Genomic DNA, 22,257 nt, shown 5'->3' on the forward strand with positions numbered 1-22,257 from the left:
CATTTTCAATCTAGTGGGGTGAAGAAAAGCGGAACTTAAACAGAATTAACTAAAGGAGCTAATATTAATCAGCAAAATTTATTACAGACAATTTTTATGGCTACCATGTTTCTGTCAACACAGCTCATCTGGGCAATGGATGTGGGAACGATCGCCGCGGCATATACTTCTGAAGTGAAAGATGAAATCGAAGAAGAGGCCCTGGAGGAGGATAAAAGTGCCGAAGAACTTGCCAAACAATTGGCAAATCCCATCGCAGCTTTGATATCCTTGCCATTTCAGCTCAATTATGACAGAGGATACTATCATTCAACTGGCGACGATAGCAATAAATGGACATTGAACATCCAGCCGGTCGTACCTATATCGCTCAACGAAGATTGGAATTTGATTTCCAGAACGATCGTTCCGATCGTTCGAATGGATAATACACCTCCAGGAAACGGCATTGAGAGTGGAGTAGGCGATATCGTTCAAAGCCTTTTTCTCTCCCCGGCTCTCCCGACCGAGAATGGATGGGTATGGGGAATCGGCCCGGTATTTCTGATTCCTACGGACAGCGACAATATTTCCGCCAGAAAGTGGGGAGTGGGTCCCACAGCCGTAGCGCTCAAACAAGATGGCCCTTTGACCTACGGAGTGCTGGCGAACCATCTGTGGTCAATCGCCGGAGAGGATATCGAAGACGACAATGGGAATGTCTTGAACGATATAAGCCAGACATTCGTACAGCCGTTTTTCTCCTATACGACATCGGAAGCGATCACCGTGACGACAATGATGGAGACCACCTATAACTGGAATGCCACGAATGGGAATGAATGGAGTGTGCCGATTTTCCTGATGGTCTCGAAAGTCGATAAAATAGGCGGACAGCTCGTCAATTATGCGGGAGGTGTCAAGTATTATGCCCAAAGCCCGGATGGAGGGGCCGAAGGATGGGGAGCACGGATCGTCTTTACATTTTTGTTTCCCAAATAAAATACATACTTAATTAAGTTAAGGATCAAGCGTAAAAAGCGGCTCAACGGATGGAAAAATACTTCGCTTCACTGGTGTCGGTCCACGGTTTGATGCGGCGGTAGTAACTCTCCATCGAAGCGTAGACGTGTTTGAAATCTTCGCTTCGGGCACTCTGTTCTTCGACCACTTCCATCACCGCTTTTTTCGCCGCTGCGATAATATCGGAGGGAAAATCGCGTATCTGTACGCCGAGCTCCTTCAGTTTTTTGAGGGCTTTGGCATTTTCGTCCATAAATTCGTGGTACATTTCGTTTGTCATCGCTTCGGAAGCGTAGCGAAGGATCGCTTTGTGTTCGTCGCTGAGGCTTTCGAAACGTGCCTTGTTGAACGTGAGTTCGAGGATGGAGCCCGGTTCGTGCCATCCCGTGTAGTAGTTGGGGGCGACTTTGTAGAAACCCATGCGGATGTCGAGTGCCGGCCCGACCCACTCGGTCGCGTCGATCGTGCCGCGTTCGAGCGAGGTGTAGATTTCGCCGGCAGGGAGCAGGATGGGGTTGACGCCGAGCTTCGCCATCACTTCGCCCCCAAGCCCGGGAATGCGCATCTTCAATCCCTTCAGGTCGGCGAGCGATTCGATCGGTTTTCTGAACCAGCCGCCCATCTGTACACCGGTATTGCCGCCCATGAAGGGGTAGAGGTTGAATTTGGCGTAGAGTTCGCGCCATAGGTCGTAACCGCCGCCGTAGTTCATCCAGCAACTCAGTTCACTGGCCACCATACCGAGCGGCAGGCCGCTGAAGAGTGCGAATGCCGGGTTTTTCCCTTTCCAGTAGTATGGCCCCGAATGGAAACCGTCGATCTGTCCGCTGCTTGTCGCGTCGAAAACGGCGAGTGCAGGAACGAGAATGTTTTTTGGATAGACCTTGATCTCCAGACTCCCGCCACTCATCGCCTTGACCTTCTCGGCGAAGCGGTCGACACCCGTCCCCATAATCGGGAAGTTCGCCGGCCAGCTGGTGGCGATTTTGAGTTTCACTCTGCGCTGCCGATTGACGCTGAAACTCTTTTTCCCTTCGACCTGTTCTCTAGTACACCCCGAAAAAGTGGCGGCCGCACCCACAACCGCCGCCGATTTCAGAAAATCTCTTCGTTTCATCGTTTGCCTTTTTCAATAGAATCGATCAATACGGAAATAAAATATTCAAATTATACCGACCGAAGCAAAAATTATCGATAAGAGTGATTGAAGGAGAAACATAGAACGGAGTGAGCCGAAGCGATACGACAAGCAGCCGCACCAGTGCGGCGGGCCTGCTGCCGAAGCGAACCCAGTGTTAACGTAGGGCGAGTGGCTTTGCCGGTCGACTGTGTTTGCCGAAGGCAAGATCTGAAGCGGTACAACCGCGTGGGCCCGCTGCCGAAGCGAACCCAGTGTTAACGTAGGGCGAGTGGCTTTGCCGGTCGACTGTGTTTGCCGAAGGCAAGATCTGAAGCGGTACAACCGCGTGGGCCCGCTGCCGAAGCGAACCCAGTGTTAACGTAGGGCGAGTGGCTTTGCCGGTCGACTGTGTTTGCCGAAGGCAAGATCTCTAATGATAAAAGGCGGCGATCACCGCATAGGCGAGGAAGAACATCAGATGCGATATCCCCTCGACGTAGTTGGTCTCTCCATTGTCCGTCGTTTTCCATGCAAGAATGACCGTTAGAATCAGTGCGCCGATCTGCAAGGAGTTGAAGTCGAGAGAGAGCTGGACATCGGCGAGCGGTGCCAGCATCATCAGGATGGGAACCGTCAGCAGGATCGAGACGGTCGACGCACCCATCGCTATGTTGACGACACGCTGGATCTGGTCGCTTTTGGCCGCTTTGACGGCAGTGAAGAGTTCGGGCGAGACACTGATGATCGCGATGACGAGACCGGCGAGGGCAGCCGAGACACCGAAGTCATTGGCGATCTGCATCCCATCACTCGCGAAGATCTCTGCGATAATACCGATGAAGAAAATGAGACCGAAAATGGCGAAGAAATTGGCGATATTCGGAAGCTTTTCGAAGATGTAGTCATCATCTTCCTCCTCTTCGTTGTGCTGTGCCTTTTTACGCCGTAGACGGAAGATTCGGCTTCTCGCCGTCGCCTTGAAGAAGTGGATATGCGTTTTGGTTTGGAAAATGAAAATCGTCACATAGTAGACGATCAGCAAAAAGGCGATGATGTAACTTGCCGTCATGATCGATTCGCCACTTCCTTTTGAATACTGCAGCAGACTCGGCACGAGCAGTGCAACCGAAGCGACGAGGAGAATGGTCGTGTAGGTGCTGGAGGTGTCTTCGTTGTGCTCCTGCTCCTTGAAACGAAGTCCTCCGACAAAGACGGCGATGCCGAGCAGGACGTTCATATCGACGATGACGGCGGAGATGATTCCTCCTTTGACCGTTTCGAGGGCATGGGCGCCATGGCTGCTCTCCATCAAAATCATGAAAAGGAGCAGTATCTCGACGGCGACGGCACTGAATGTCAGGACGAAACTGGCATACGGTTCCTGCAGCCGTTCGGCTAGAATCTCGGCGATTTCGGAAACGGTAAACGAAAAAGATGCGATGCCGAGACCTGCAAAAAGTGTCGCCAGATAGGGATGGTCGGTAAGATGGAAGGTAAAAGCGGCGATGGCGAAAAGAAAACCTGCGATCAGGTCCCAGTAGTCTTGAAGAAAGTTCTGTAAGTCCGACGACGAGGGTTCGGAAGTACTGTTCATCTAAAATAGTCCTTTTGTCATGGTGTGGTGGCCGATCAGGCCGAGTTTTTCCATTGTATCGAAAAAAGGTTCGCTTCGCATGTCGACGAGAATGGAGTATCCCGGATGCTGGAGCTCTTCTCGAACCAATTTGACCAACTTTTCGATGGCTCCGTATTCGCGCTTTGGTAACTTTATATCACATTGAAACTTAATTTGAGTTGGGATGTAGAGGCTACATCTGGTCCAGCGGACCCTGTCGAACTGAGTGAGACAGCGGCATCCGAGACGGCTGTCGGCAAAGAGCAGTACCCGGTCGCTCTCTCCGAAATCGCGCCGAAACCCTTTCGCGTCGACGAAAATGGGTTCAAAGGAGGGAGTATATTCGAGATGTGTGAGCGTGAAGGGAGCGTTTAGTGTCTGAAGCGTCCCCACGGCATCGAGAAAAGAGGCCATCATGCAAGGAACGAGCGGGAGCCGTTCGTAATACTTCTCTTTGAGGATGAAAGAGGTCTCGAAGAGCGTCTGCGAGACGATCTCGGCGTCTACAGGCTCCGGCTCTATACGTCTAGGGCCGACTCCGATATGCTCCAGAAATAGCCTGTCGTCGCACAGTATCGTCTGCTTTTGGCTGGAGGCGAAAATTTGGGCGCTCATCCGGGCACTCTCTCCATCGAGAAGAAGAACTGCAGAGTCGAAACTTATATGGTAAAGAAACTCCATCACCTCTTTGGAAACGAAAAAAATAGTTCGGGGATTGACCATCAGCCAGAGACGAAGGAGTTTGGGAAGTGTGCAGGAGATGTCGTCTACTAGAATCCATGCGATCTCTTCGTCTTCCGGTACGACGGGTTTGTCGGTGATGATACCGTAAGCCCCCTGGGCAATGGCCTGTGCAATCTCTTCGGAAGATCGTGCGACGAAAAGGGCACCCCTCGTCACTTTCTTGAGTGTGAGTGCGACGGCGTCGAATCGGGAAATGGAGGGGGCGTTGAGAAGCTTGCCACCCGTGACGGCAAGAACGTTTTCAAGCCGCATCGGAAACGTCAGCCGATGGCACTGCCGGCTTTTCTCGGTTTTTCCGGGCGAATGAGGCAGAGTCCTTCATCGTCTTTCGCTGCGAGCAGCATGCCTTCGCTCAGCATGCCCATCAGTTTCGCCGGTTTGAGGTTGGCGACGACGCAGACCTGTGTATCTTTGAGGTCTTCCGGGCTGTACCACTCTTTGATGCCGGCGACGATCTGGCGCGGTTTCTCTTCCCCGAGGTCGACCTGGAGTTTGAGAAGCTTTTTGCTTTTCGGAACCTCTTCGGCTTCGACGACGGTTCCGACTTTCAGTTGGACCTGGAAGAACTGGTCGATCGTGATGAGGTTCGCACCGCTCTCCTCATCCTGAGTCTGGGGTTTTGATTTTTGATTTTTGATTTTTTCCTCTTTTTTTGCGGCTTCGGCTTTTGCGGCGGGGGTTTCCACCAACGGTTCTTCGATACGTGGGAAGAGAGGCGGGATCTTTTCGATCGTGAATTCGTCCAGAAGTTCGTTGTTTTTGATCAGTTCGACGTAACTGGCATTGTTGACCGTAAATCCCAGCGCCTTTGCGATGGTTTGCGTGGTTTTCGGCATGAAAGGGTGTAGCAGAACCGCCACTCTCGCCAGGATGTTGGCGACGAGCGCGATCGTTGCCATCGCTTCATCCTCTTTTCCCTCTTTCATCTTGACCCACGGCATTCCGGTGTCGATCGCTTTGTTGGCGATGCGCAGTGTCTTCCAGAGGTCTTCGAGGTAGCGATTGGTCTGGATCTCGTACAGATGCTTCTCGACAGGCTCCAAAATGGCTTCGACCTCTTTCAGTTCGGACGCATGAAACTTTCTGACGCCATCGCTTGTGATTTTGAAGTCGAAATATTTTCCGCTCATTCCGATGATACGGTTGAGCAGGTTTCCGAGGTCGTTGCCGAGATCGGAGTTGATGCGGTCGATCAGAGCACGCTGGCTGAAGTCGCCATCCTGGCCGAAAGGGACTTCGCGCAGCATGAAATAGCGAAAGTTCTCCAATCCGTAGGCGTCGGCGATCTCTTTTGGGTCGACGACATTTCCTTTGGATTTGCTCATCTTCTCCCCGTTTCGCGTCCACCAGCCGTGTGCCGCGACATGGTGGGGAAGCTCGAGACCGAGACTCATCAAAAATGCGGGCCAGTAGATGGCGTGAAAGCGCAGGATGTCTTTGCCGATCAGGTGGACTTTGGCCGGCCAGTACTCCATCAGCTTTTCGTCGGTACCGTATCCGAGTGCCGTCACGTAGTTCATCAAAGCGTCGAGCCAGACATACATGACATGTTTCGGATCGTCGATGCTCTTGGGCAGTTTGACACCCCAGTCGAAACTGGTACGGGTGATAGAGAGATCCTCCAGACCGTTTTTCACGAAGTTGATCACTTCATTGCGTTTGGCTTTGGGAAGGATGCAGTCGGATTTGCTCTCATACCACTCGAGCAGCCTATCCTGATATTTCGAAAGTCGGAAAAAGTAGCTCTCCTCCTCCACCATCGTAGTCGAGCGGCCGCATTCGGGGCAGAATTCATCGTCGATGAGCTGGGTTTCGGGGAAAAAGGTTTCACAGCTTACGCAGTAGTGGCCGCGGTAGACATCTTTATAGATATCGCCGTTGTCATACATCACTTCGAACGCTTTTTGCACTCCCTTCATGTGGTCGGGATCGGTCGTTCGGATGAATTTGTCGTAACTGATCTCGAATTCGTCCCAGAGCTGCTTGAAGCGGTTGGAAATTTCGTCGGCGTACTCTTGCGGGCTTTTTCCGCGCGCTTTCGCCGCCTGCTCGATCTTCTGGCCGTGCTCGTCGGTACCGGTAAGGAAAAAGACATCCATCCCTGCCATGCGCGAGTATCGTGCCAGTGTATCCGCGATGATCGTCGTATAGGCGTGACCGATGTGTGGCACGTCGTTGACATAGTAGATGGGGGTGGTGATATAGACTTTTTTACATTTGTCGCTCATAAATTAACCTTCGATTTGGTGAATATTGAAAAATGAATAGTGAAAACTCGAGGGGCGTTGCACTCCATTTCATTTTTCCACTATTCATTTTTCATTAAAATTCGAATCCGCCGCCCTGGCCTTTGCTCATGCTCTCATAGACTTTTTTGACATAGTCGCTGCGGATTTCACATCCGATCACTTTCTCGCACTTCATGCAGCTTTCGATGCCGTGCTCTTTTTGACACGCAAGAAGCCTCTCTTTCGCTTCTTCACGTGCCAGTTCCCATTTGTCGGGCCTTTTTTCAGTCGACGTCATACGCCGCTTTCACCTTCGATATCTCATATTTGCTGCCGAAGAAGCAGGGGGTCGTTTCGTGCGGGTCGTCGCAGGAGAGCTCCATCAGGCGGCGTCCCTTCTCGTCGATCGCTTCGCCGCCGGCCGTTTCGTAAACGAATGCGAAAGGAAAGACTTCGAAAAGTTTGCGCAGTTTCCCTTCGGGTTTGTCGGTCGTTCCTGGATAGCTGAAGAGGCCGCCCCCCTTGAGAAGGATCTGGTGCAGATCGGGCACCATGCCGCCGGAGTAGCGCAGACGGTATCCTTCGGCGAAGAGCCCGTCGATCATCTTTTTGTGGTGCGGTGGCCAGTGTTTCTGCGTCCCGCCCGGTGCGTTGAGCTTCCCTTTTTCATTCAGTTTGATCGTCTCCTGCTCCATGAATCGGCCATGGCGGAAGATGTAGTGGCGGACGCCCCCTTTGTAGGCGGTCACCAACTCCAGGCGAGGGCCGTAGACGACATAGACGGAGGCCAGCATGTTGGATGCCTGGAACTCTCCGTCGTAGATGCCGAAGATCGATCCGACACTGAGGTCGACGTCGATAAGGCTCGAACCGTCGAGCGGATCGTAGGCGATCATGTAGCGGCCGTTGGGATGAAGTGTTTCAGCCTCCTCTTTCTCTTCGCTTGCGATCGCCTTGATCGCGGTGATCTTGGAGAACTCTTCGGCGATGATCAGGTCGCTTTGTATGTCGAGTTTGAGCTGCATGTCACCTGTCGAGTTGCACTGTTGGGAATAGCAGAGATCTTCGTTCGTGATCGCATCGCGAATACGGTGCGCGGAGCGTTCAATGGCGTCGAATATCGGTTTGAGTGTCATTTAAACTGCCTTTGCATGGGTTTTGATCCAGCCGATAATCTGCTCGACATCATTGAGGTCGAGAATGTCGATGGCCGGAGGGATCTCGTAATCGTTCGGGTCGATCGAATCGTCGATCGCGATCGCTTCGGAGTAGGAAAAGTAGCTTTCGTCGATCGCGTTGCGAAAGATCGCGATACGCGGGAGGGGAAGCGTTTTCAACCCCTCTACGAGCAAGTAGTCGAAGTCGTCGACCATCCGGATGATCTCTTCGATGCTCTTTTTACGATGAGAGAAGTAGGTGGTACGTGTCGGCGAAGTGACGACCACTTCCGCACCCGTTTGAAAAAACTTCCAGCTGTCTTTCCCTTCGACGTCGAAGGTCGCTTTGTCTTTTGGGTCGTTTTTGACGATGGCTACCCTGTATTCACTGATCAGGATACGTGCGACTTTTTCGATGATCGTGGTTTTACCGCTGTTGGACGGGCCGGTAAAGGCGACGGCTAGACGTTTTTTCAAAGTTCTACCTTGCTCTAAAATTGAAAGGATTATAGCCAAAAAAGGTTTAAAGAATGGAATGTGTGTTAAAATTTTACACGATTACAATACAAAGGCTTCGGCACGTGAAAAAAGAGATTCTTACACTTCTTACCGCTCTTTTCGTTCTGACGGGATGCAGTGGAAAAAACGAAATTTCCCAAATGCTTCAACCGGACGTTATCTACGAAAAGGCGCTGGTGCATACCCGTGAAGCACAGATCATCCGATCGTTCGAAACCAAAGCCTCCATCAGCGCGACACTTCTGAACGAGGTCTTTCCTCAGAGGTACTCTTACGAAAAAGGGGTATTCTTCTTTGTAGGCGTTATCACGGATATGAAGGCGGAGGAGTTCAAAAAACGATACCACATCACCCTCAATGGCGACGAACCGGTCAACATCGAACCGGTGACGCGAAACGACGATCTCTATATACTGATGCCCAGTGTCACACGGTGGGGGAAATACTGGATTGTCACTTTCCCGCCGCAAAAAGCGAAAAAATTCGTTATCGACTTCGGAATCGATCCGTACGGTTCGGTAGAGTTAGCGTTTCAACGGCCGATGCCACGCCGATAGGCTCTCCCAGAATCTTTTTGTAGACGATATAGTTGGCGAGCACCTTCTTGCCGTATCGCCGGCTCTCGTCGTAGTAGACCAACTCCATGCTAAGCCACGGTTCGTAAGGCCCCTTTTCAAAAAGCCCTCTTTCTGTCAGCAGCCGTTTTGTAAACCCTATCCCGCCGTTGTAGGCATAGGAGATGAAGAGCGGATGCCATAGATGGCGCTTGAGATACTTCAGGTGCGTTCGGGCGTAGGAAATGTTGGTTCGCGGAATCAACATCGCATCGAGATCGAATGGTTCGTGCCGCTCTTTCGCCAGCGCTTTGACCAGAAACGGCATGATCTGCATCATGCCGAGTGCATAGGAGGGTGAAATGGAGGAGGGGATGAAACGGCTCTCCTGGCGTGCCAGGGCGAGCATGAGCGCTTTGTCGTCGGTTTTCATCCCTTCATACGCATCTTCATAGGGGATCGGGAAGTAGTGGGTCCTGTAGCGCGAAGCACGTTCCATCACGAAGCAGTAGTGCCCTTCCGTGCGGCTGCATGCGAACCGTTTTCCGTAGTCGATCAGCTCCGGGGTAGTTTTTCTTCTCTTTATCTCTTTCAGGCTCTTCAGCCATGCAAATGGATCGGAGATGTTGTAGTCGCACCCTTTTTTTCCAAATTTCGGCCTGACGATCCGCGGCCAGCGTGTTTTCAGTTTTTCATGCGCATAGAGGGTGTAGATGTTGAGGTCGAAACTCTCTGAAAGCGCTTTGAGGTAGGGGCCTTTGGGATCGAGTTGTGAGAGCCAGAAAAGCGTTTTGTCCTTGTCGAAGCGGTACCATGCTTTGTTGTAGGCATCGGCCAGGTAGATGCCTGCCAGTTTGGCTCTGTCGTGCCTCAATGCGTTCATGGCGAGAAAAAAGGTGCTCTGGTGATCGAGGGTTTTGCTATCGATTCCCAGAAGCGACCGCTGCAGTCGGGTGAGTCTGTTGTCGGTGACGATCAGTTTGATTGTCTGGGAGAATTCCCGTTTCGAAGCGAGACGTTTGATCAAGGAGGGGGGAAGCGGATGGTCGAGATACTCCTCTCTCCATGTTCTTCCGCAGTTGTTGAAAACTTCGAAAAAGGTGTCGGCATCGCTTTTGACGAGTTCGTAAAACGGGCTTTCCGATATCATCACATTTGTCCAGCGAAGCAGATCGGGGTAGTTTTCCAGCTGTTCGACGAGTCGGAACTGCCGTTTTTTCGGAAGTTTGGTGAATTTGTAGGGGGTGAGTGCGACAGCGCTGCACTCCGCACGCTCCGCCGGCAGCTTGGAAGGTTTGAGCCGGTAGCACCGGACGGCCATCGCGAAGCCCGGCATTTTCGTCTTTTCCGCGTAGCGGCGAATCAGCTTCCAGTTGACGGATCGGATCTGATAGAAGGCTTTATCGGCCTCTTCGGAGGTGATATTCTGGTCGAAAAAACGCCAGATGTAGAAATCTTTGGCGTAACTTCGCGGCATCTTCTCCAACTGCTGCAGAGTAATTTCGGCCGAGAGCAGCAGAGGGAGAAAAAAGAGAGAAAAGAGGAGTCGCTGCATCGCCTTACATGCTCATCGACAACTCAAACAGCAGTTTGACAAAGAAGAGGTCGATGAACTGGAGCCCGAAGATGACGATGAGCGGTGCGAGGTCGATACCGCCGACCGCCGTCGGAATGTAGCGGCGGATCCAGGCATAGACCGGCTCCGTCAGACGGTAGAGCGTCTGGACGATCGGGTTGTAGGGATCGGGGCGTACCCAGCTTACCAGTGCTGCGATGATGACGACCCAGATGTAGATGTTGATGACCATATGCAGAATCTGCGCGAGGGCCTGGATAAGTGTCGAAAGAATCATTTTACAATCTCCATGAGGTAGGATTTGAGATAGGGGTAGAGGTGTGAAAGTTCGGGGCCGTGTTCACTGCCTGTCAGGAGCAGCCGCAGTGGTTTGAAAAAGTTTTTGCCTTTCAGCCCTGTCGCTTTCATCAGGTAGCTTTTGAGCTCGTCGAACGTCTCGAACTTGGGGGCGGTTTTTAGTGCGTCACGCAGCGTTCTCATCTGCTCACCCCATTCGTTGTCGAAAGGTTTTGCGCTGAAGATCGCCTCGATTTTCGGTTTGATCTCTTTGATCGTGCTGCCCTCTTCGAGGTAGCATTTGGCCACTTCGCCGATCGCCGCGTCGGCGAACCCGAAAGCCCGGGAGAGCTCTTTGGGATCCATCATCTTCATATGTTCGCGGTTGATATAGCGCAATTTGTCGATGTCGAACTTCGCGGCCGCTTTCGAAATGTTTCGAAGGTCGAACCACGTGATCGCTTCTTCCATCGTAAAGATCTCTTTGGGCGTCTTGTTGCCGAGAAGGATCAGGTAGTTGGCGACCGCTTCGGGCAAGAACCCCTCTTCCAGAAGCCACTTGACGCTCGATGCGTCGTCGCGCTTGGACATCTTTTTGCCTTCCGTATTGAGAATGATCGGAAGGTGTGCGTAGGCGATCTGCTTGTCGTAACCGAGTTGATTGCGGATGTGGATCTGTTTGGGTGTATTGCTGACATGGTCCTCTCCCCGGATAACAAGGCCGATATCGTGGATCATGTCGTCGAGTGCACAAGCGAAGTTGTAGGTGGGGGTCTTGTCGGCACGCATAATGACGAAACTGTCGATATCGTCCGGTGCGAAAGATTGACGCCCTTTGATGAGATCGTCGAATATGACCGCACTTTCCGGTTTTTTGAGGCGGATCGTGAAAGGCTTTTCGTTCGCGAGCACCTCTTCGTCACTCAACGTTTCACATTTTCCACTGTATCGGTATGCCTTTTTTGCTGCTTTGGCGGCTTCACGCTCCGCTTCGAGCTCTTCGGGGGAGCAGAAACAGGCGAACGCTTTGCGTTCTTCGAGCAGTTTGATCGCCATATGCTGATGAATCGTCAAATTGTGACTCTGGTAGTACACATCGTCTGGATGGAGGCCGAAAAGCTGAAGAATTTCGAGAATCTCCCGATCTTTCCCCTCGATATTCCGCGCTTGGTCGGTATCTTCGATACGAACGATGAAACGCTCACGCTTCTGTTTTGCGACAATATAATTGAAGATGGCGACACGCAGATTGCCGATGTGCATATCTCCGGTCGGACTGGGTGCGAAACGCAACATAAAATCCCTTTCGCCTTTGTTTTTGGAGGCTAAATTTTAAAGCGATTATACCAAATTGGGCTTAGGTTCGGATATATAATAGCCCTGAACATAGGTGACACCGAGATCTTTGACGGTATCGTAGATCGCTTTTGAACTGACGAATTCCGCACAGGTGTCGATCTGCAGTTTGTTGGCGAAGTCGATGATCGTCTCGACGACGATTTGGGAACTTATGTCGGTGTCGATATTTTTGATCAACGCTCCGTCGATTTTCAGCATATCGACTTCGAGTTTGAGAATGTGTTCGAAGCTGGAGTAGCCGGAACCGAAATCGTCGAGCGAAATGTGGCAACCAAGTCTCCGAAGCTTTTTGAGACACTCCGAAACCTCTTCGTACCGTTCGATTCCTTCGCTCTCCAAAATTTCGAAATGGATTCTTCCTGCGTCGCTGAAGGATTCGATCCGGTCGATGATGTATGTCATCGTCTCTTTGTTCATGATGTCGAGATAGGAAATGTTGATTGAGAAATCGTAGGGTTTGTCTTTGAAATATGTGAAGGTTTTGTCGATCACCCGTTTGGTCAAATCGGGATAGAATTTGGTCTGTTTCGCGACATCCAGAAAATAGAATGGAGAGTGGACCGTGCCGTTCTCGTCGATCAGGCGTACAAGCGCCTCATAGCTTTTGACGCGGTTGTCGCCCGTTGAGACGATGGGCTGAAAGTAAGGGACGATCCGGTCCTCCTCGAGTGCCTGTTTTATCTTTTCCGCCCATTCGAGATTTTCCGCGTACTTTTCGCTCAGGTCCATGGAAGGGTCGTAGATGACATAGTCCGCTCGGTCTGCTTTCGCTTTTTTCATCGCCATATCCGCCGTAATCAGAAGATCTGCCCCGTCGTTCGAGGCTCCGATGGCGATTCTTAGATGAACGACGTTTTCATCGATATCGAAGTCGTGATTGTTGATCGTCTTGACGAGGTGCGTGATGAACGTTTCGAGTCTCTCCTGCGATAGATCGTCATAGATCAAAATCGCGAATTCATCCGCTGGCATTCGGTAAAGGTCGCAGGTATCGATACGGCACTCGGCCTTTAGCAGTTTCGCGAGCCCCTGGATGAGCTTGTCTCCCGCACTGTGGCCGTAAAAATCGTTGATCTGTTTGAAGTCGTCGATATTGATGAGAATCAAAGCTTTCGGAACGCTGGAGTGCAGGTCCTGAATCAACGCGTTACGGTTGCGGAGTCTTGTCAGGGGGTCATGATAGAGCCGGTGCTCGAGCTCCATTGACTTGGTTTGCAGGGCTTTGGTTTTGTTTTCGACCTCTCTTTCCAGGTTTTGCGTGTATTCGGCCGCGTTTTTATAGATTTTCTTTGTCAGTATGTAAAAGATAAAAAGAAAGACGAGCGAGATCGCGAGCATCACGACGATATTTTGATAGACGATGGCCGAGAGTGACGCGTTGAGCTGTTTTTGTGAAAAATAGATGGCGGTGATGCCTCTTAAATCACCGATCTCGTAATCATAGGCTTTGTCGTAGTTTTCTCTGATGTACGCGGGGGCGTCTTCCCTTTTCCCGTGACACCGCAGGCAACTCTTTTTGATATAGAGCGGTGCGGCGAAAAAGAAGGTTTTGTCGTTTTCATGATCGACCAGTGTATAGTAATTTTCTATTCCGCTGTGGCTTCTAAAATAAGCGATGGTCCGCTTTTCGAGTTCGTTCGCCATATTTTTCGGGTCTCTTGGATTGTCCGAAACCGTTTTGATGGAAGCCTTGCTGGAGAGATAATTCTCAAAGCGCCTCGATATGTCCGGTATCGTCACGACGGGAAGCAGGTTGATCGTCTCTTCGTTGAAGGGAATATGCTTGTGTATGAAGGTATCCTGATAACTTTCGCGAAACGCCTTTAAAAAAGCGTTCAGATTTTCAGCCTGATTCTTTGCGATAAAGAGTTGGAGATGGTGTATGCGTCGCAACTGGTCATAGGCGAAAAAGATATTGTACAGAAATGCCAAAATAGCGACGACAACGAAGAGGGAGATGAAACGATTGTTTTTCATAGTGGGAACATGACCGTACTTTCGGATTTTTTGGAGAACGGTTTCAACCGATCGTGCATGGTTGTGATATTCGGTTTTTTTATTTTTCACTCTATTGTAACGAAAATCTTGTATTAATGCTATAATCTCGGTTCGTTTCAAACAGATAAAATGGAATATATGGAAAAAGTTATGGAAAAGAGTGAACTTTACGATATTACGATGGATCATATGATGAATCCTCGCAATTACGGGAAATTGGAAAATCCTGACGCCCAGGGAATAGGAAAAAACCCGGAAAATGGGGAGATGGTGATCGTCTATTTGAAGATACACGACGGGAAAATCGAAGATATCGCGTTTCAGGCCAAAGCGTGCATGACGACGATCATCGCAGGCTCGATCTTCACGGAAACCGTCAAAGGCGCTTCGATCGAAGAGGCTCGGGAACTGGCACAGATCATGCTGGACAAACTCGATCAGATGCCCCCTGAAGAGGCGGCCTGTTCGGAAATGGTGGCCGAAGCGTTTCTGGCTGCGTTGGAACATTATGCGGCCATACGCACGGAACCCGAAGCGCTGGTGCCGACCCATATGATTACCCGCGCGTGTACACTACCAGAAGAGGAGGCGAAATAATGCAAAAACGGCTATTTACAACGGTACATGAAGGGTGGCTCAAACTGCTCTTTTCTTCATTCGCAGTGAACGACAGGGCCTGGGGAGAGAAACTCTACGACTACTCGGAGATCATCTACCGCCATCTGCGCTTTATCGAGAATCTTTATGTCCAAAAAAAGATCGAGTACAGCTACGAGCGACCGGCCATCCAGCTCTCCTTCACCACCGAAGGCGAAGCGGCGATGTTTTGTGACGAAGTACTCGAACGCATCGAGTTGCAGCTGAGCGACAACGGCGACCCGCTTGCGAAACGGATGCTGAGCGACCTGCGCTATATTCGCGCGACTTTGCAGCGGAAGTTTATGCGCAGCGAAAAAGTCACGGCGTTCGACAAATCGCTGACGCTGAATGGAATCGAGCTCGAAAAAGGTTCGTTGGACGCACTGGTGCTTTTTCTGTTCGAAGAGAGTTACAAGGAGTACGAACTGATCGTCATCTACTCTTATGCCCAGACCGTCGTTGAGGATAAGCGGCTTGGCGAAATTTTCCAGATACTGATCGACGAGTCGAAGTTTCACCTCAAATCGTTTGCGAGAATGATGGCGGAGATGGGGATATTGGCGGTACCGCGCATGGTGACGCAGGAGATTTACAAATTCGATTCGCTGAAAAAATTCCTCGAAGATGGCATCGAAGAGGAGAAGGGCGCCAAGGAGCAGTGCCGCGCCCTGGCCGAAGCGGTGGACAACGAAGTCCTGCAACAATTTTTCGATTTTATCAATTTTCAGGAAGATTACCACATCACCCTCATGCAAGAGGCTTTGGAGAGAATCAAGTAAATGGTCAAAAAACACATTACGAACACGGTATCACAATGGTTCGGCCGATTCGCCAACCATGAGTTTTCGAGCGGTGTGCAGTCGTTTATCAACCATGCCTATGTCAACCTTCTTGGGCTCGATATGTCGGAATTCGCCCCGCCGTCGACCTATCCGACACTCAACAAACTCTTTACCCGCGAGTTGAAAAAGCGGCGCCCGATCGACTATCGGCACGGTGCGCTGATTTCGCCGGTGGATGCGTACGTAACCGAATGTGGAAAGCTCGAACAGGACAAGGCGCTGCAGATCAAGGGGATGAGTTACAGCATCGACGATCTTTTGACATTGCAGTACGGCCGAGAAGCGAAAGCGCTCTACGACGGCAGTTACATCAACTTCTATCTCTCCCCCAAAGATTACCACCGTTACCATATGCCCTACAAGCTGCGTATCGCCTCCATTCTGCACCAGCCGGGAAAGCTCTACCCGGTCAACTTCCCTTCACTGCGCCGGACAAAAGAGCTTTTCGTTGAGAACGAGCGTGTGATTTTGGAGTGTTTCACCGAAAAAAATCACCGTATTTTCATCGTCCTCGTGGGTGCACTCAATGTCGGAAAGATGACGATAGCCTTCGACCACCGCATCAAAACCAATGCCGACAGACGCGAACCGACCTTTTACAAATACGACAAAAAACCGGTTTGGTTGCACAAAGGGGACCTGCTCGGCATGTTCATGATGGGTTCGACCGTGCTCATCTTCGCCGAGCCGGGTCTTATGGATGTCCGGACGAACGACAGAACCCACGTCCGCTTCGGGGAACGGGTGGCGATTATCAACGAATAGAGTCAGCCGGCCACCGGTAAGTGAACTTTGGATACGAAAGATTTCCCGCCGATGCGCGGGGAGAATTTTTACCTCTCATCGATCCGGTTTTTCAAAAACGCCCGGATCTTTTCTTTCAGCTCTTTCAATTCATTCTCATTTTTTCCATACCGTAAATGATGGTAAATTCGATCGATTGTCTCGATCGGCTCTTCTTCGGGATGATCTTCGAGATAGCGCTTGAAAAGTGAGCGGAGTGTCTCTCCCTCCTTACGCGAATATCCCTCTTTTTCAAGTCGTTTGAGAAGAGGCTGTAAAAGACACAGGATTTTGTCGGGGCAGGGGGCTCTTTTGAAATGACGGACGGCTATCGTGACAACGATAATCAGAAGCAAAAGGGCGACGATGAATTGTATGACGAAAATCGGGTCGTTTTTCGCTTTTTCGAGTAGCTGCATCTGTCTGAACCGGCTGTAGCGCAAAATCCATGTTTCAACCTGGTATTTGGCGTAAAGAATGTAGAGGTCGAGTCGGGTTCTGGCCCGTGAAACTGTAGCGTCGCCCTGTGTCGTATCTTTACGCAGCAGTTCCGCCACTGTGTCGTCACTGATAAAAGCGGCGGTTGCAGTCGTTTCGACCCGCTGCCAATGGCCGTCGATCAGTACTTCCGCCCAAGCGTGGGCGTCACGCTCCTCTACGGCGAGGTAGTTTTTGACACGGTTCGCCATCTTCCCTTTGTATCCGGTGACGATGCGTGCCGGAAGGCCGGCGAGGCGTGCCATCGTTACGAAACTGCTGGCGAAGTGGACGCAATAGCCCTTTTTCTTCTCGAAGAGGAAGCTGTCGGTGGCGTGGTTCAGCTCGAGCGGTTCTGGTTTCAATGTATAGGTCAGGCGTGCAGTTTTGAAAAAGCGTACCAGTGCATCGATACGTCTCTCTTCTTCGGGGTAATCCGCTCTGATTTTTTTCGCCGCCGCTGCCGTTTTCGGGTTGGAGGAGGCGTTTGCATCGAGTGCGTAGGCGATGACGGTTTCGTCCGTCGAAGCTCCGTAACGGTACTCCAGGGCGGAGCTCGCCTCATAGATCTGCGGCGCGTCGATCGTCTCTTTGACTGTCGTTTCGAAATCGGCATTTATCCACGCTCCTTCGGGTGCTTCGATCGGCAGGTCGAGCAGATAGAGCCACTTTTTGTGCGTCGGGTAGAGGTTGACTTTGTAGATGACGATGTTGGTGGCCTCTTCATACATTGGCGGCGTGGCGTACTTTCTTGGAGCGATGCGGTGTTGGATAAAAGGGGGCAGCGGTTCCCAATGGTCTTTTTTGTCGACATAGAGCACGCTGCCTCTGAAATAGAGTTTGCTTTCGGGTGGAAACTCTCCTTCGAACCCCACCTCCATGACGATGCGATCGGAAAGGACGTTCAGAGCGCCGGCATCGAGCCGCATCGTTCCGTCGTGGCCCATCCGCTGGAATGATTCGCCACGAAAACCGTAGGAGGCGTGCCCGAAGGAGATGCGTGGGAAAAAGATGAAGAGCAGCACGACCCACGGTAGCGAAAGGAGAAAGAGAATGCCGGTCATGCGCAGGCTTTCACGGAAGCCGCTTTGCATCTGCCATGTCAGAATGAGCCAGAGCAGTATGAAAAGTTCGAAAACGATATAGACGAGCATCGCGATCGAATCGAAAAAGAAGAGTGAAAGGGCGAGCAGAAGCATCGGCGAGACGATCAGGTAGCCGTTGATGGTTCTTGTCAGACGCTGCAGCGAAACGGCGAGAATCAGTAGGTAGGCCAGAAGTTCGACGAAAAGTTTGAGGCGTGAGAGTCCGATGAAATTAAATGCGCCGTAGAGCGACAGGAAGATCGCGACGAGACCCAAAAGCGCCGTAAAGACCAGCAACGGCCTGGAAACACTTTTCCGCGAGATTACGAGAAAAACGACCACCATCATGAAAAGAAGCATGGGCAGTTTCGCCACGAGCAGGATCGGCGGCAAGACCGTCAAATAGGCGATGTCGAGCAGCCGCAGTGCCTTCGGATCGGTCATTGCAATGGGGCGTTCAGTAGGTTGCGAGCGTTTCCAATATCGCATCGATCCCCTCCTTTCGGCTGTCAAGCTCCCCGTGCGGCATCCGGATGATGAACGGGAGGCCACGCTTTTCGCATTCAAGTGCCCAGAGCGTCAACTGCGAAAGTCTCGCTTCGTCACTCTTTGCGCAGCTTTTGAAGTCGAAACGAAGTGTCTGCGTTTCGTGCTCCGTGATAAAATGTTTGACCATCGTCTCCCCTTTTGCAACCGAAGGCCAGTGGATCCGCGAAGCGCTTTGCGAGCCGCTGTAGTGTACCAGGCCGTCGAAATCGGTCTCTTCGCCGTAATGGGTACGGATGCGCTGCAGATAGCTTTGCAGCGGTTTTCCTTTCGGCTCGGGGTAGACGACGACCTCACAGCGCGCTTCGATCGGAAGGACGAAGCGTATCGTCGAGAGTGGGAAGCGGCTTTCGAGCCTACAGGGCCCAAGCGCCATACGTCCACGCCGTTTCGGAACGATCGGAAGATTGGCCCGAATCACGGTTTGGGGTTCGATGGAGGATAGAGGCTGGCTTTGGTCTTTGCACCATAAGGCGATGCCCCATGCCGTGGCGGGCGAAGGGTTTTTCACATTGAACCGGCAGTGGCTTTCGCGTTTTGCGAAAAGGCGGCCACATCCCTCGAACCCGGCTTCCAGCCGGCCGATATTGAGTATGCCGAGAGGCGCGGCGGTCAGGACGGCGGCAAAAAGAAAAAAGAGGGTGATGTAGACAAGGTTAAAGTTGTGCATGTAAGCCTCCAGAAAGAGGCCGACAAGCAGCAGTACGACAAGGATAGTGTAGCGTGTGGCATGCTGTTCGACGCGTCTATACGTCTGAAGGAACGTGTGTAAAAAGCTCATACCGGATACGTTCGATCGACGTGGTACCCTCTTTGAAACGGAGCCTGTGGATGCAGGTTTCGCCCGCCACCGCCTGCAGATCGTCGGGGATGGCGTAGTCGCGTCCGTGCATCATCGCCCACGATTTGGTCATCGCCGTCAATGCCAGAGCCCCGCGGGTCGAGAGGCCGTTGACGAAGCGGCCACTGTCGCGGGTATGGGCGATGATGGCCTGGATGTAATCGAGCATCGCCTCGCTCAAATGGACCGATGCGGCACGGGCTAAGAGCTCTTCGATTTGTGGCTTTTGCATCAACGGGTTGGAAGGCATAGGCGTCTGCGTGATGCCCTGAAGCACTTTGCGTTCCGCCTCTGCATTGGGATAGCCGATACCGAAGGAACAGATGAAACGGTCGAGCTGTGAAGAAGGGAGCGGGAAAGTACCAACCTCTTCGTGCGGATTCTGCGTAGCGATGACAAAAAAGGGTTCAGGCAATGGGTACGAGATACCGTCGATCGTCACATGCCGCTCCTCCATCGCCTCGAGCAGTGCCGACTGGGTCTTTGGCATCGAACGGTTGATTTCATCCGCGAGAAGAAACGGTGTGAAGATGGGGCCTTTTTTCAGAGTGAAGCCGCCGCTTTTGAGATCGAAGTAGCTGACACCCAGAATGTCGGAAGGGAGCAGGTCGCTCGTAAACTGGATACGTCCGAACTTCAGTCCCATCACCGATGCAAAAGTTTTTGCGAGTGTCGTTTTGCCGACGCCCGGAATATCTTCGAGCAGCAGATGCCCTCTTGCGAAAAAGGCGGCGAGCGTCAGGGTGATGGCGTGGCGTTTCCCAAGAAGATGCGATTCGATCGCATCGACGATGGGAATGAAGTCGGAAGAGAGGCTGTTTGGCATCGTGAGGGAAAGTCCTGACCAATCATGGGCTCAGGAGAACTCTTCAGGGGTGCTGGTCGTATCGAGAAGCATCGGCCCACCGAGGTCGACGCGCTCGAACTCTTTCGTACGGCCCGGAAGTTCCTGACGGACGATGTAGAGCTCGCCGTAAACCTGCTGCGTTCTTAGCACATGCTCGTCGATTTCGAGCTTCTCGTCGTTGTACCATGCATTTTCCGGAACGACGAGATCGCACAGAAAGTCGTAGTATCCTTCACGGATCACGTCGTACTGGTTGTGTGACTGGCTGCAATCGAGATAGCCGAACTTGACGTTTTCGAGCGTAAACGATGCTTCTCCTTCGCCGCTGATGTCCCAGTAGGCTTCGCCAACTTCGGTTCGGATGAAGATGACGTCGCCGATCTTCGCTTTTTCGAGAAGCTCGAGTTTGGTATCGACATTGATATTTTGAAGTGTCATGTCGTCGAGAGAGACTTCCACCTCTTCGAGGTTGTCGGCATCGAGCGTGATCGTCGCTGTATCGGGATGGAAAGTCGTAAAGGTCTGAGCGCTGTCGAGCTCTTCGAGTTCGCCGCTTTCGATGTAGGCGTTGATGTTTTCGAAAAGCTCTGTGATGTTCTCTTTGTCGAAATCGGTATCGGCATCGATTTCAAGGCCTTCGAACTCGAGGCGGTTGAGTTTGTAGAATCCTATTTTTCTTCCTTCGGCTTCTATATGCAGTTTAAATGCCATTGTATGTTCCTTTTAATTTATTTGGTTATTATACATTGAATCTGAAGTGCATGACATCGCCGTCTTGAACCACGTAATCTTTACCCTCGAGACGCATTTTCCCGGCCTCCTTGGCTCCCTGTTCGCCGCCATACTCGATGAAGTCTTCATAGGCGATCACTTCGGCGCGGATGAAGCCTTTTTCGAAATCGTTATGGATGACACTGGCCGCTTTCGGGGCTTTCCAACCGCGATGGATCGTCCAGGCGCGCACCTCTTTGACACCGGCGGTGAAGTAGCTGATCAGCCCCAGACGCTCGAACGCGGTTCGGATGATCTTGTCCAGACCCGACTCTTCGATACCGAGCTCTTCGAGGAACTCTTTGGCCTCATCCTCTTCGAGCTGGACCAGCTCCTCTTCGATTTTGGCGCAGAGCTTGATGACATCCGCACCCACCTCTTCGGCGTGTTTCTTGACCGCCTGGACATATTCGTTGTCTTCGAGCAATCCTTCTTCATCGACGTTGGCGCCGTAGATGATCGGTTTGTTGCTCAAAAAACGAAGCTCTTTGTCGAGTTGGATGAAGTTCTCGTCGTCACGCTTCTCGAAGGTGCTGACCGGTTTGATCTCTTCGAGGTGTTTCATCAACTCCTGGGCAATCTCGAGTTGCGCGCGCACCTTTTTGTCGCCGGTTTTCGCCTGGCGTGCGAGGCGGTCGATCTTCTTTTCGAGCTGCTGAATGTCGGCGAAGATCAGTTCACTCTCGATGATCTCGATGTCGCGCAGCGGGTCGATACTCCCTTCGACGTGGGTGATATTGCCGTCTTCGAAGCAGCGTACCATATGCAAGATCATCTCCGTTTCACGGATATTGCTCAAAAACTGGTTGCCCAGCCCTTCGCCTTTGCTGGCACCCTTGACGAGCCCGGCGATATCGACGAAGTCGATCGTCGAGTGCTGGATACGCTCGGGATTGACGATTTTGGCCAACTCCTCCAGACGCGGATCTGGAACGGGAACGACCGCCTTGTTCGGTTCGATCGTACAAAACGGATAGTTGGCAGACTCGGCATTCTGCGCTTTGGTAAGCGCGTTAAACGTGGTCGATTTGCCGACATTCGGCAGCCCGACGATTCCTACGGGAAGACCCATATAAAGACTCCTTGTTTGCTTGTAAATCTTCTGTTTTCAAGGGAAGTTTCGCAGTTTAAATAAAAAGGGAGTATACCAAAGATAGCGAAAGAAAATCAACAAAAAAGTAGCCTGTCCCCATTAATTAGCCTGTCCCCATTAATCCATTAATCTATAATTAATAAAAGTAAAGGGGACAGGCTACTTTTAAGCCATTTTCGATAGGA

The 22,257-nt window shown here is 51.5% G+C and carries 21 protein-coding genes; 5 read left to right on the forward strand and 16 right to left on the reverse strand.

From position 1 onward, the window contains the following. Positions 1–105: 105 nt before the first annotated feature. Complete coding sequence (locus QUD54_RS11490) at positions 106–981, forward strand: transporter (protein WP_286336867.1); 876 nt, start codon at positions 106–108, stop codon at positions 979–981. A 43-nt stretch (positions 982–1,024) separates the two neighbouring features. Here QUD54_RS11490 and QUD54_RS11495 read toward each other — a convergent pair whose 3' ends face one another. From QUD54_RS11495 to mobB, 7 genes are all read right to left on the reverse strand, one after another. Next, complete coding sequence (locus QUD54_RS11495; RefSeq protein ID WP_286336868.1) at positions 1,025–2,119, reverse strand: TRAP transporter substrate-binding protein; 1,095 nt, start codon at positions 2,117–2,119, stop codon at positions 1,025–1,027. 433 nt (positions 2,120–2,552) lie between these two features. Next, complete coding sequence (locus tag QUD54_RS11500; RefSeq protein ID WP_286336869.1) at positions 2,553–3,716, reverse strand: calcium:proton antiporter; 1,164 nt, start codon at positions 3,714–3,716, stop codon at positions 2,553–2,555. After that, entirely contained in the window at positions 3,717–4,733 is a 1,017-nt protein-coding gene (locus QUD54_RS11505) for a hypothetical protein (RefSeq protein ID WP_286336870.1), read from the reverse strand. Positions 4,734–4,741: 8 nt separating this feature from the next. Then, positions 4,742–6,709 carry a methionine--tRNA ligase gene (gene metG, locus QUD54_RS11510; protein ID WP_286336871.1) on the reverse strand — a complete coding sequence of 656 codons (1,968 nt, stop codon included), beginning with the start codon at positions 6,707–6,709 and terminating at the stop codon, positions 4,742–4,744. Positions 6,710–6,803: 94 nt separating this feature from the next. Next, positions 6,804–7,007, reverse strand: coding sequence for a hypothetical protein (locus QUD54_RS11515; protein ID WP_286336872.1), 204 nt, complete (start codon positions 7,005–7,007; stop codon positions 6,804–6,806). Beyond that, the gene (locus QUD54_RS11520) at positions 6,994–7,845 is read right to left on the reverse strand and encodes a class 1 fructose-bisphosphatase (RefSeq protein WP_286336873.1); all 852 of its coding nucleotides are present in this window, start codon (positions 7,843–7,845) and stop codon (positions 6,994–6,996) included. Before QUD54_RS11520 ends, QUD54_RS11515 begins: the two co-directional genes overlap by 14 nt. Beyond that, positions 7,846–8,343, reverse strand: coding sequence for a molybdopterin-guanine dinucleotide biosynthesis protein B (gene mobB, locus QUD54_RS11525; RefSeq protein WP_286336874.1), 498 nt, complete (start codon positions 8,341–8,343; stop codon positions 7,846–7,848). Between the two features lie 104 nt (positions 8,344–8,447). Between mobB and QUD54_RS11530 the strand changes: the two genes are divergently transcribed. Then, entirely contained in the window at positions 8,448–8,942 is a 495-nt protein-coding gene (locus QUD54_RS11530; RefSeq protein WP_286336875.1) for a hypothetical protein, read from the forward strand. Here QUD54_RS11530 and QUD54_RS11535 read toward each other — a convergent pair. Genes QUD54_RS11535 through QUD54_RS11550 form a run of 4 tightly spaced genes read right to left on the reverse strand, consistent with a single transcriptional unit; the run spans position 8,872 to position 14,217 of the window. Next, positions 8,872–10,494: a lytic transglycosylase domain-containing protein gene (locus QUD54_RS11535; RefSeq protein ID WP_286336876.1), complete on the reverse strand. Its 1,623-nt coding sequence runs from the start codon at positions 10,492–10,494 to the stop codon at positions 8,872–8,874. The genes QUD54_RS11530 and QUD54_RS11535 overlap by 71 nt on opposite strands. A gap of 4 nt (positions 10,495–10,498) precedes the next feature. Continuing rightward, on the reverse strand, positions 10,499–10,792 hold the full coding sequence (locus QUD54_RS11540) for a YggT family protein (RefSeq protein ID WP_286336877.1): 294 nt from the start codon (positions 10,790–10,792) through the stop codon (positions 10,499–10,501). After that, positions 10,789–12,087 carry a glutamate--tRNA ligase gene (gene gltX, locus QUD54_RS11545; protein ID WP_286336878.1) on the reverse strand — a complete coding sequence of 433 codons (1,299 nt, stop codon included), beginning with the start codon at positions 12,085–12,087 and terminating at the stop codon, positions 10,789–10,791. The genes QUD54_RS11540 and gltX overlap by 4 nt, the downstream gene beginning before the upstream one ends. Before the next feature lie 45 nt (positions 12,088–12,132). Next, entirely contained in the window at positions 12,133–14,217 is a 2,085-nt protein-coding gene (locus QUD54_RS11550) for an EAL domain-containing protein (RefSeq protein ID WP_286336879.1), read from the reverse strand. Between the two features lie 69 nt (positions 14,218–14,286). On the opposite strand from QUD54_RS11550, the gene QUD54_RS11555 reads away from it, so the two are divergent. From QUD54_RS11555 to QUD54_RS11565, 3 genes are read left to right on the forward strand one after another with little or no spacing between them, the layout of a single operon-like run. Continuing rightward, positions 14,287–14,745, forward strand: coding sequence for an iron-sulfur cluster assembly scaffold protein (locus QUD54_RS11555; protein ID WP_286336880.1), 459 nt, complete (start codon positions 14,287–14,289; stop codon positions 14,743–14,745). Next, the gene (locus tag QUD54_RS11560; RefSeq protein ID WP_286336881.1) at positions 14,745–15,566 is read left to right on the forward strand and encodes a ferritin family protein; all 822 of its coding nucleotides are present in this window, start codon (positions 14,745–14,747) and stop codon (positions 15,564–15,566) included. The genes QUD54_RS11555 and QUD54_RS11560 overlap by 1 nt, the downstream gene beginning before the upstream one ends. Beyond that, positions 15,567–16,394: a phosphatidylserine decarboxylase gene (locus tag QUD54_RS11565; RefSeq protein ID WP_286336882.1), complete on the forward strand. Its 828-nt coding sequence runs from the start codon at positions 15,567–15,569 to the stop codon at positions 16,392–16,394. Between the two features lie 68 nt (positions 16,395–16,462). Here the strand turns inward: QUD54_RS11565 and QUD54_RS11570 are convergent, their stop codons facing one another. Genes QUD54_RS11570 through ychF form a run of 5 tightly spaced genes read right to left on the reverse strand, consistent with a single transcriptional unit; the run spans position 16,463 to position 22,051 of the window. Beyond that, the gene (locus tag QUD54_RS11570; RefSeq protein WP_286336883.1) at positions 16,463–18,463 is read right to left on the reverse strand and encodes a transglutaminase family protein; all 2,001 of its coding nucleotides are present in this window, start codon (positions 18,461–18,463) and stop codon (positions 16,463–16,465) included. Next, complete coding sequence (locus tag QUD54_RS11575) at positions 18,432–19,301, reverse strand: DUF58 domain-containing protein (protein ID WP_286336884.1); 870 nt, start codon at positions 19,299–19,301, stop codon at positions 18,432–18,434. The genes QUD54_RS11570 and QUD54_RS11575 overlap by 32 nt, the downstream gene beginning before the upstream one ends. Beyond that, positions 19,267–20,187 (reverse strand): AAA family ATPase, encoded by a 921-nt coding sequence (locus QUD54_RS11580; protein ID WP_286336885.1) that lies wholly within the window; start codon positions 20,185–20,187, stop codon positions 19,267–19,269. Before QUD54_RS11580 ends, QUD54_RS11575 begins: the two co-directional genes overlap by 35 nt. A 30-nt stretch (positions 20,188–20,217) precedes the next feature. Continuing rightward, on the reverse strand, positions 20,218–20,919 hold the full coding sequence (locus tag QUD54_RS11585; protein ID WP_286336886.1) for a hypothetical protein: 702 nt from the start codon (positions 20,917–20,919) through the stop codon (positions 20,218–20,220). Between the two features lie 28 nt (positions 20,920–20,947). Then, the gene (gene ychF, locus QUD54_RS11590) at positions 20,948–22,051 is read right to left on the reverse strand and encodes a redox-regulated ATPase YchF (protein WP_286336887.1); all 1,104 of its coding nucleotides are present in this window, start codon (positions 22,049–22,051) and stop codon (positions 20,948–20,950) included. Positions 22,052–22,257: the final 206 nt, after the last annotated feature.

It is taken from the genome of Hydrogenimonas cancrithermarum (genome assembly GCF_030296055.1).
Lineage (GTDB): Bacteria > Campylobacterota > Campylobacteria > Campylobacterales > Hydrogenimonadaceae > Hydrogenimonas > Hydrogenimonas cancrithermarum.

Coding starts and splice junctions, on each gene's coding strand:
- metG (WP_286336871.1), bottom strand. CDS start 6,709: ATGAGCGACAAATGTAAAAAAGTCTATATCACCACCCCCATCTACTAT.
- QUD54_RS11585 (WP_286336886.1), bottom strand. CDS start 20,919: ATGGCATTTAAACTGCATATAGAAGCCGAAGGAAGAAAAATAGGATTC.
- QUD54_RS11580 (WP_286336885.1), bottom strand. CDS start 20,187: ATGCCAAACAGCCTCTCTTCCGACTTCATTCCCATCGTCGATGCGATC.
- QUD54_RS11495 (WP_286336868.1), bottom strand. CDS start 2,119: ATGAAACGAAGAGATTTTCTGAAATCGGCGGCGGTTGTGGGTGCGGCC.
- QUD54_RS11555 (WP_286336880.1), top strand. CDS start 14,287: ATGGAAAAAGTTATGGAAAAGAGTGAACTTTACGATATTACGATGGAT.
- QUD54_RS11570 (WP_286336883.1), bottom strand. CDS start 18,463: ATGCGATATTGGAAACGCTCGCAACCTACTGAACGCCCCATTGCAATG.
- QUD54_RS11575 (WP_286336884.1), bottom strand. CDS start 19,301: ATGAGCTTTTTACACACGTTCCTTCAGACGTATAGACGCGTCGAACAG.
- QUD54_RS11500 (WP_286336869.1), bottom strand. CDS start 3,716: ATGAACAGTACTTCCGAACCCTCGTCGTCGGACTTACAGAACTTTCTT.
- ychF (WP_286336887.1), bottom strand. CDS start 22,051: ATGGGTCTTCCCGTAGGAATCGTCGGGCTGCCGAATGTCGGCAAATCG.
- QUD54_RS11505 (WP_286336870.1), bottom strand. CDS start 4,733: ATGCGGCTTGAAAACGTTCTTGCCGTCACGGGTGGCAAGCTTCTCAAC.
- QUD54_RS11540 (WP_286336877.1), bottom strand. CDS start 10,792: ATGATTCTTTCGACACTTATCCAGGCCCTCGCGCAGATTCTGCATATG.
- QUD54_RS11520 (WP_286336873.1), bottom strand. CDS start 7,845: ATGACACTCAAACCGATATTCGACGCCATTGAACGCTCCGCGCACCGT.
- QUD54_RS11560 (WP_286336881.1), top strand. CDS start 14,745: ATGCAAAAACGGCTATTTACAACGGTACATGAAGGGTGGCTCAAACTG.
- gltX (WP_286336878.1), bottom strand. CDS start 12,087: ATGTTGCGTTTCGCACCCAGTCCGACCGGAGATATGCACATCGGCAAT.
- QUD54_RS11490 (WP_286336867.1), top strand. CDS start 106: ATGTTTCTGTCAACACAGCTCATCTGGGCAATGGATGTGGGAACGATC.
- QUD54_RS11515 (WP_286336872.1), bottom strand. CDS start 7,007: ATGACGTCGACTGAAAAAAGGCCCGACAAATGGGAACTGGCACGTGAA.
- QUD54_RS11535 (WP_286336876.1), bottom strand. CDS start 10,494: ATGCAGCGACTCCTCTTTTCTCTCTTTTTTCTCCCTCTGCTGCTCTCG.
- QUD54_RS11565 (WP_286336882.1), top strand. CDS start 15,567: ATGGTCAAAAAACACATTACGAACACGGTATCACAATGGTTCGGCCGA.